This is a genomic window from Bradyrhizobium acaciae (assembly GCF_020889785.1).
Taxonomy (GTDB): Bacteria; Pseudomonadota; Alphaproteobacteria; order Rhizobiales; family Xanthobacteraceae; genus Bradyrhizobium; species Bradyrhizobium acaciae.
In genome coordinates this window covers 21587-29086 of record NZ_JACMYK010000087.1, presented here as the reverse complement: position 1 = coordinate 29086, position 7500 = coordinate 21587, and the positions used below count along the sequence as shown (strand labels likewise).

Annotated in this window: 10 protein-coding genes; 4 read left to right on the top strand and 6 right to left on the bottom strand. The window is 65.7% G+C overall.

Annotated features, from left to right (window positions below):
* Together H8A92_RS27025 and H8A92_RS27020 are read right to left on the bottom strand one after the other, a co-directional pair.
* Positions 1-1153: caspase family protein (locus tag H8A92_RS27025; protein WP_229198574.1), on the bottom strand; the 1153-nt coding region annotated here is incomplete at its 3' end.
* Between the two features lie 141 nt (positions 1154-1294).
* A complete protein-coding gene (locus H8A92_RS27020) occupies positions 1295-1522 on the bottom strand; it encodes a hypothetical protein (protein ID WP_229198573.1) in 228 nt (75 codons plus the stop codon).
* Positions 1523-1703: 181 nt separating this feature from the next.
* Here H8A92_RS27020 and H8A92_RS27015 point away from each other — a divergent pair, with 181 nt between their 5' ends.
* A complete protein-coding gene (locus tag H8A92_RS27015) occupies positions 1704-2135 on the top strand; it encodes a hypothetical protein (RefSeq protein ID WP_229198572.1) in 432 nt (143 codons plus the stop codon).
* Positions 2136-2387: 252 nt separating this feature from the next.
* Positions 2388-3572 (top strand): GNAT family N-acetyltransferase, encoded by a 1185-nt coding sequence (locus H8A92_RS27010; protein WP_229198571.1) that lies wholly within the window; start codon positions 2388-2390, stop codon positions 3570-3572.
* A gap of 337 nt (positions 3573-3909) precedes the next feature.
* On the opposite strand, the gene H8A92_RS27005 is transcribed toward H8A92_RS27010, so the two are convergent.
* The 3 genes from H8A92_RS27005 to H8A92_RS26995 all read right to left on the bottom strand — a co-directional run bounded on the left by H8A92_RS27005 (position 3910) and on the right by H8A92_RS26995 (position 6187).
* Positions 3910-4548 carry an NIPSNAP family protein gene (locus tag H8A92_RS27005; RefSeq protein WP_229198570.1) on the bottom strand — a complete coding sequence of 213 codons (639 nt, stop codon included), beginning with the start codon at positions 4546-4548 and terminating at the stop codon, positions 3910-3912.
* An 85-nt stretch (positions 4549-4633) separates the two neighbouring features.
* On the bottom strand, positions 4634-5299 hold the full coding sequence (locus tag H8A92_RS27000; protein WP_229198569.1) for a DsbA family oxidoreductase: 666 nt from the start codon (positions 5297-5299) through the stop codon (positions 4634-4636).
* Positions 5300-5362: 63 nt separating this feature from the next.
* Positions 5363-6187 (bottom strand): helix-turn-helix domain-containing protein, encoded by an 825-nt coding sequence (locus tag H8A92_RS26995; protein WP_229198568.1) that lies wholly within the window; start codon positions 6185-6187, stop codon positions 5363-5365.
* A 94-nt stretch (positions 6188-6281) separates the two neighbouring features.
* On the opposite strand from H8A92_RS26995, the gene H8A92_RS26990 reads away from it, so the two are divergent.
* Together H8A92_RS26990 and H8A92_RS26985 are read left to right on the top strand one after the other, a co-directional pair.
* Positions 6282-6506, top strand: a complete 225-nt coding sequence (locus H8A92_RS26990) for a hypothetical protein (protein WP_229198567.1) — start codon at positions 6282-6284, stop codon at positions 6504-6506.
* Positions 6507-6536: 30 nt separating this feature from the next.
* Positions 6537-6935 (top strand): hypothetical protein, encoded by a 399-nt coding sequence (locus H8A92_RS26985; RefSeq protein WP_229198566.1) that lies wholly within the window; start codon positions 6537-6539, stop codon positions 6933-6935.
* 61 nt (positions 6936-6996) lie between these two features.
* Here the strand turns inward: H8A92_RS26985 and H8A92_RS26980 are convergent, their stop codons facing one another.
* The gene (locus tag H8A92_RS26980; protein WP_229198565.1) at positions 6997-7491 is read right to left on the bottom strand and encodes a group III truncated hemoglobin; all 495 of its coding nucleotides are present in this window, start codon (positions 7489-7491) and stop codon (positions 6997-6999) included.
* Positions 7492-7500 lie beyond the last annotated feature (9 nt).

Below are 7500 nucleotides of genomic sequence, written 5' to 3'. Positions count from 1 at the left end.
CGACGTTGGTCGCGGGCACGCTGAGCGCGGCGGCGGGCGCCAGATCGGGACGATAGCGCAACCGTTCGATCAGCTTGCGCGCGGTCGCCGTCAGGTCGCTGTCGGGATATTGCACGAGGAAGCTGCGATAGGCCGCTGCCGTGTTGACGAGGACCGCGTCGCTCCACGCCACCATGCGGCGATGACGGTCGAGCCAGTCGCGCGCCCGCAGGCCGCGCGGCGTGCCGGCGAAGATCGCGGCGAAGGCTTCATAGGCCTCGTCGGTGCCGTCGACCACGATCAACTCGTTGGCGGCCTCGATCGGCTTGCCCTGCAATTCGCGCTTCCATTCATCGACGGTGCGTTTCGCCGCCGCCGGCTTCGGCGTCGCCTCAGGCGAGGCCGCCGCCCCCGCCATGAAGCGGAAATCGTCGGTGAGCGACGAGGAATCCCACGGCGTCTGGCGGCCTTCGGTCGCCTTGTTCACAGCGAGGCGAACGCGCTTGAAGGTGTCCTCGATCGGGATTCCAGGCTCCCTGGCCGATGCCAGCAACGCGGTCGTATAGGGGCTGTTGGCGCCGCTGCCGTCCTCGGCCTCGGCGCCCGGTGAAGTGGAGAACGACACGAAGGTGCCGGGCGCGCCGACCTTGGCATCGATGATGGCGAGCCCGTGCCCGGCGGTCTTGCTGAGCTCCGGGAAAGGATTGTTGCGGCAGGCATCGAGCAGCACGATGCGCATCCGGCTCGGCACCGAGGTCAGCGTGTTCAGGATGTCGTTGAGCCGAACCGCCTGGATCGGGATATCGGCCTCACGCTTTGGATCGACATCGACCGGCACCAGATAGTTCTCGCCGTCGATCTGCAGGCCGTGGCCGGCATAGAACACCAGCGCGACGGTGTCGGCGCCCTTCGCTGCCACCTGGCCGGCGAAATCGCTGATCCTTGCCCGCATCTCGTCCTGTGACAGATCCGACGCCGACGTCACCGCAAATCCTGCATCGATCAGCATTTGTGACATGGCCTTGGCATCGTTGGCCGGATTGGGCAGCGCCGGCACCGACTTGTAGGCCGATTGGCCGATCACCAGCGCCAGGCGGTTTTCCGCCAATGCCGGCGCGACACCGAACAGGATCGCAACCGGAACGATCAGGCTGAGGAGCGAGCGGCGAAGCATGGCGGCCTCCGAGAATGGCATCGGAGATGGGTCGGAGGCCGTCAGGCGAAGGTTCATGCCGACCGGCAACCTGCGGCCGACCGACGCCGGTTCTGCTGTCGAATTGTCGCAGAGGTCCGCTGAGCCGGACTATTTCAGCTACTATTTCGGTTTTTTGGCCGGATCGGCGGCCGGCTTGGTGACGCCCCAGGGATCGTATTTCTCCTTGGGCTCGGGGATACGATCGAGCGCGGCCTTGTAGGCCTTTTCGTCGACCTTGGGCTTCTGCTCCGTCTTCGTGTCGCCCCCGCCGCCCCCTCGCCGGCCCTGGGCCAGGGTCGGTGTCGCGAGCAGCGCCAGAATGACGGCAGCAACCGTGAAGCTTTTCATGTCAGTCTTTCTCCCCCGCAGCCGTGGAAACATCCTGCAATACCTCTACCCCATAGATAACTTGTCGCTCGACATTTGTTGATCGACAAAGCGGTGCGTGACGCAAATTCAGCCCTACGAGGGGGGCGCAATCTTGGCGGCGGCACATTAAATGCGCTGAATGGGACAGGGACAAGTACAAGTGGCGGCGCTGCTGGCCGGCGCCGCCTTCGTGTTGAGTGGCTGCGGGTTGGCGGACAGCCACGCGGTCTGGCCGGAGGCGTTGAGGGTCAAGGCCACTGAGCCGCCGCCGCTCGAGACGCCTCCGGATGTCAAACGGCTGGTCGCGAGCAAATTGGACTCGGTGTTCACCGCCGGCTCGCAGCCGGCCCATGTTCGGGTGTCCAGCCCGCTGCACGACCCACGCGGCACCGGCTGGACGGCCTGTGTGCGCGCCGAACTGATATCGGTGATCGGCAAGCCGCTCGGGACGCAGACCTATCGCATCTTCATCAATGAAGGCGCGATCTTCGATCGTCGGCAGGTGGAGACCGACGACAATTGCGTGACCGAGACTTACGAGCCGGTCGAGGGCGCCGTTACGGCGGAGGCGCAACGAAGCGCCAAGCCTTAACCGCGATGAGATTTGGTTGAATCGTCATCGCGCTTCATCTCCTTGTTTGAGTATGATCTCCGCGCAACGCGTTCCTAACTCGCGATGGGCTGACACACTCTCCGTGGCGCTCTCGTCGGCGATATGCTGAACGGCCCGTTAACTTGAGCGCTCAAATTGCTTGATGGCCTCAACGGCATTTTCCATCTCTCTCCGCTACGTTGCCCCTGACGAACGCAGGCTGATTTGCCTCGCGGACCGGGGAACAGGGACGTGGCCGATATTGCTGACCAGGCAATGATCCGCCGTGCATCGCGCAACGATGCCACGGACGATCGCGCGTTGCCGCCGCTGTCAGCCGCGCCGGTCGACGCGTGGCGCGCGCTTGCCGAGCGCGCGATAGAGGCCAATGGCTATTATCAGCCCGAATGGGAATTGGCGGTCGATGCCTCCGCGCGCGACCGCACCGGCGCGGCACTGCTCAGCGCCACCGGCGATGCCGGGCAACTGATCGGGCTGTTGCCGGTGGTTCCGCTGCGGCGGATCTATCGGATCCCCCTGCCCGCGCTGGTCGGCGCCGAACCCTATGGCACGCTGTGCACGCCGCTGCTCGACCGCGACGCCGCCGAGCAAGCGGCCGGCAAGATGTTGCAGCAGGCGCGTGATGCCGGCGCGCATGCGCTGATCCTGCGCACCATGTCGCTCGAGGGTCCGGCCATGGCGGCGATCCGCGCGGTGCTCTCGCGCGACGGTTTGCAACCGCGGGTGCTGAGCGCCTATCAGCGCGCGCAGCTCGATGCGACGCGCGACGCCGATGAATTGCTGCGCGACGCACTCGGGCCCAAGAAGCTGAAGGAGCTTCGTCGCCAGCGTCATCGCCTGTCCGACCATGGTGTAGTCCGCTTCGATGTCGCGCGCACGCCGGACGCGGTGGCCGCGGCGCTCGAGACTTTCCTTGCCCTCGAAGCCGCCGGCTGGAAGGGCCATCGCGGCACGGCGCTCAGCCAGCATGCCGGCGACCAAACCTTCATCCGACGCGCGACATCGGCCCTGGCCGAAGCCGGGCGCTGCGAGATCGTCACGCTGCATGCCGGCGGCACGCCGGTCGCAGGCGGCATCGTGGTTCGCCACCAGGACCGCGCGTTCTTCTTCAAGATCGGCATCGACGAGCGCTTTGCGAAGCATTCGCCCGGCGCGCAATTGACGCTGGAGCTGACACGCCATCTCTGCGCCGATCCCGCGATCAATTCGGCCGATTCCACCGCGGCGCCCGGCCACCCCATGATCGACCCGATCTGGCGCGGCCGCTTCGCAATCGGCGACGTGCTGCTGCCGCTGCGGCGCCGCGATCCGCTGGTCCCGGTCATTCACGCCGCGCTGAGCCTGAACAGTCTCGCCTACGAAGCCGCCCGCGGCGTCGTCGGCTTCATCCGCAGCCGGCGCGGCAAGCGGGCATAGCACGGCCCTCTTGCGCGCGCGGCGCGCAAGCGCATTCGCCGCTGGCGAACAGTGCACCGGCTCGCGTCGTACACCGCAGCCAACGGTTTACTTTTTTGTAGCCATGCAGACACATCGAGAAACAAACAGCCTCCACCGTCAGGTTGGTGTCAGCTAGGCTCACTAGCGTTGCGGCGCGCTGTTTCTCAGACGGCGCATGCCCTTGCCTGGAAAGCCTCATCCGATGGAAGCATCGGGTGAGGCTTTCTGCCGGCGCGCTCCGCGAGGCCATGGCCGGCGGCCGCTTCATACGTTCGTTGGACCAGAAACAAGGCTCCCCGAGGCGCGACCTTGGTCCCTACTGCAACGGCGAATGCGGCGCCGGCAGCATGATGGTCGAGTGCATTTCCTCGAGCAGCTGCGTGCCCTTGCCGAGGAATTCCAGCCAGGCCGGATCCTTCATCGCGCCGCCGCGCGCAGCAGCCCGGGCGTTGAGATCGGGATAGGCCCAGATGTGACAGACCTCGTTGGGCTGACCGGAATCGGTGTGCCAGAGGCCGACGATCTTGGAGTATTTCTCGCGCTCCGGCATCACGCCGGTGATCAGGTCGAGCCATTGCTTGACGCCGCCGAGCGGCTTGGCGCGGTAGTTGCGGAATTCGTAGATGTTGCCCTTGGTGGCAGGCGCCACCGGCGGAATGATCGCATTGAGCAGCCGAACCTCCTGACGCACCAAGAGCGGACGGATCGCCGGAATGTATTCGCCGGTCCAGCGCGGGTTCTTGGAAAGCTCCGCACGCAGCCGGGTCCGCTCGTTGAGATCGGCGTAGCTCCACATGTGCATGACCTGATTGAGCGGACCGATCTCGGTGATCCAGTAACCTTCCAGCTTGCCGAAATTGTCGGCGCGGATGTCGCGCGAGATCGTGCTCGCGGCCTTCACCATCTCGCCGACGGTGCCTGGACGTACCGTGTAGGTGCGCAGCTCATAGATCATGGTTGTCTCCCTGATTGTTTCCGATGGATGGTGTGGGCAAACGAAAAAGCCCGGCGTCAGCCGGGCTTTGGAAAGGGATTGCGGACTACTCCGCCGCCTGCGCGTTGATCTCGGCCGAGACCTGGCGGATAGCGCGGGCGAGCTGCTCGGCCGGCTGGGCGCCGGATACTGCGTATTTCTGCGCGAACACGAAGGTCGGCACGCCGGAGATACCCTTCTCGGCGGCCTCCTGGGCCTGCGCCGAGACCAGTGCAACGTCCTCATCGGTGGCAAGGCGCTTGCGGACGTCGTCGGCATCGAGCCCGACATCGGCGGCCGCCTGCACCAGCACATTGGTGTCGGTGAGATCGCCGCCGTCGCGGAAATACAGCTCCATCAGCCGCTGCTTCATCTCGGCCGCCTTGCCCTTGGCCTCGGCCCAGTGGATCAGCCGGTGGCAGTCGATCGTGTTGGGCTGCCGCTTGACGAGCTCGGGATGGTAGGTGAGCCCCTCCTCGTTGGCGGCTGCGACCACGCGGCCGGCAATGCCCTTGTAGGCCTCGACCGAGCCGAACTTGGCGGTGAGATATTCGTCGCGGCTGATGCCTTCGCGCGGCACCCAATTGTTGAGGAAGAACGGCCGCCAGTGCACCTCGACCGGCACGTCAGGCACCAGCTTGAGCGCGTCCTCGATGCGATGCTTGCCGATGTAGCACCAGGGACAAACGACGTCGGAGACGATGTCGAGGCGAAGCGGCTTCAGATCGCTCATGGCGGGGGCTCCCGGCGGGAATGGAACCCGGAAGGTAAGCCGAAAGCGCCCCGAGACAAGCCGCTATTTCATACTGGCTGCCATCTGCCGCATCCGCTCGGCGGTCAGCTCGTCGGCCGGAAAGAAGGTCTCCAGCGCCAGTTCCTGCAGCGTGATGTCGACCGGCGTGCCGAACACCATGGTCGTCGAGATGAAGCTCAGGATCTCGCCGTTGAGGCGGAGCTTGAACGGAAGCGCGACGTTGTTGTCCGCCGTGATTGGGGCCGACCGCGCCGGGATCGGATAGGACTTCAGGTCTTGGTAGAGCTTGAGCAGCTCCGGATCAGCGGTTGCCTCGCATTGCCGGTGCAGCCGCTCCAAGAGATGCGCGGCCCATTCCGCCAGGTTCACGGTTCGCGGTGCCAAGCCCTCCGGGTGAAAGGCCAACCGCAGGATGTTGAAGGGCTGGCCGAGCAGCCGCTGCGGCACGCCCTCGAGCAGCGGCGCCACCATGCGGTTGGCGGAAACCAGATTCCAGTGCCGGTCATAGGCCAGCGCCGGATTGGGCTCGTGCGCCTTCAGCACCAGATTGATCGCCTCGCGCGCCGATTTCAGCGCGGGATCCTCCAGCGAGCGTTGCGGGAATGCGGGCGCGAAACCCGCGGCGACCAGCAGCACGTTGCGTTCGCGTAGGGGCACGTCGAGGCGCTCCGCCAGTTTGAGGACCATGTCGCGCGACGGCGCCGAGCGGCCGGTCTCGACGAAGCTCAAATGCCGCGCCGAGATTTCGGCGTCGACCGCAAGGTCGAGCTGGCTGAGATGCCGGCGCTGCCGCCACTCGCGCAGGTGCTCGCCGACAAGGAGGGGTTTTGCGGGCTCGGCCCGCGCCGTGGATGCATGTGCGTTCATGCTGCAAAACCTACCATGCGAAATTCGCCCGTTCCATTACGCCCGAGGTAATCGAATTGGCGCGCCGGGCGGCTCATCTTCCGCGGCACAGGAGATGACCATGCTGATGCTGTCCCTTATCCGCGCCCTCGCCGTTCTGATCCCGTGGCTGCTCCATGTGACCACCTGGCTGGTCGCGCGCTCGCTCAACATGCCGCAGCCTATCGTGCACGACACCGGCGTGTTCGTGTTCGCGCAGGTCTACGCGGTCGAGATGAGGGTCGGCAAGGCGCTGTGCCCGCTCCGCCTGTGGCGTCAGCTGCGGGCCCTGTTCCACTGACAACCCATCCCAACCAGAGGAGACACTGCCATGATCCAAGCGTCCCAGCTGCTGCGCCGCGCCTTGCTTGCCGACGCGCTCTTCAGCGGCGTATCCGCCATCGCGATGGTGCTCGACGCCGGCGCGCTGGCATCGCTGCTCGGCCTGCCGGAAGCGCTGTTGCGCGAGACCGGGCTGTTCCTAATCGCTTACACTGCGCTGGTCGGCTGGCTCGCCACGCGAACCGCGCTGCCGAAAGGACCCGTGATCCTCGTGGTCGCCGGCAATGCGGCCTGGACGCTGGCCAGCATCGCGCTGCTCCTTTCGGGCGCGGTGTCGCCGAACCTGCTCGGGACCATCGTGATCCTCGCCCAGGCGATCGCCACCGGCGTGTTCGCCGAGCTGCAGTATGTCGGGTTGAGGAGGAGCGAGGGCGTGGTGGCGGCGTAGCAGCGTTCGTCATTCCGGGGCGCGCCTTGGCGCGAGCCCGGAATCCATTGTGCTGCGGAAATTATGGCCCGATGGATTCCGGGTTCTCGCTTCGCGAGCCCCGGAGTGACGGAGAATTTCTTCGAAATCTCTCCCCCACCGCCAGCATCACGCCCTGCCCGCTGGCGACGCCCATCTCGAGGCTGGAGGCGATGCGGCGTGCGCGCTCGACAAAATGAACCGCCGCGACGGGCGAGCACAACTCATGCGCCGTCGCCTCGAACAGTTCGAGCCAGCGGTCGAAATGCGCGGCGTCGATCGGCAGCGGCATGTGCTTGACCATCGGCGTGCCGTGATAACGCCCGGTCATCAGCGCGACCGACGACCAGAACGCGCACATCTGCGCCAGATGCGGCTCCCAATCGCTGATCCTGGCCTCGAACACCGGCCCGATCATCGGATCCTTGCGGACCTTTGCATAGAAGCCATGGACCAACTGCGCGATGAGAGCCTCGGTGATGCCGGTCCGCTCGATGATGCCGGCCGTGATCTGCTCGCGGCGCTCTGCCTCCGCCATTGCGGGTCT

Excerpts from the sequence above, each read along its gene's own strand:
- H8A92_RS27020 (WP_229198573.1), bottom strand. The coding sequence starts at position 1,522 with ATGAAAAGCTTCACGGTTGCTGCCGTCATTCTGGCGCTGCTCGCGACA.
- H8A92_RS27005 (WP_229198570.1), bottom strand. The coding sequence starts at position 4,548 with ATGATCTATGAGCTGCGCACCTACACGGTACGTCCAGGCACCGTCGGC.
- H8A92_RS27000 (WP_229198569.1), bottom strand. The coding sequence starts at position 5,299 with ATGAGCGATCTGAAGCCGCTTCGCCTCGACATCGTCTCCGACGTCGTT.
- H8A92_RS26995 (WP_229198568.1), bottom strand. The coding sequence starts at position 6,187 with ATGAACGCACATGCATCCACGGCGCGGGCCGAGCCCGCAAAACCCCTC.
- H8A92_RS26990 (WP_229198567.1), top strand. The coding sequence starts at position 6,282 with ATGACCATGCTGATGCTGTCCCTTATCCGCGCCCTCGCCGTTCTGATC.
- H8A92_RS26985 (WP_229198566.1), top strand. The coding sequence starts at position 6,537 with ATGATCCAAGCGTCCCAGCTGCTGCGCCGCGCCTTGCTTGCCGACGCG.
- H8A92_RS26980 (WP_229198565.1), bottom strand. The coding sequence starts at position 7,491 with ATGGCGGAGGCAGAGCGCCGCGAGCAGATCACGGCCGGCATCATCGAG.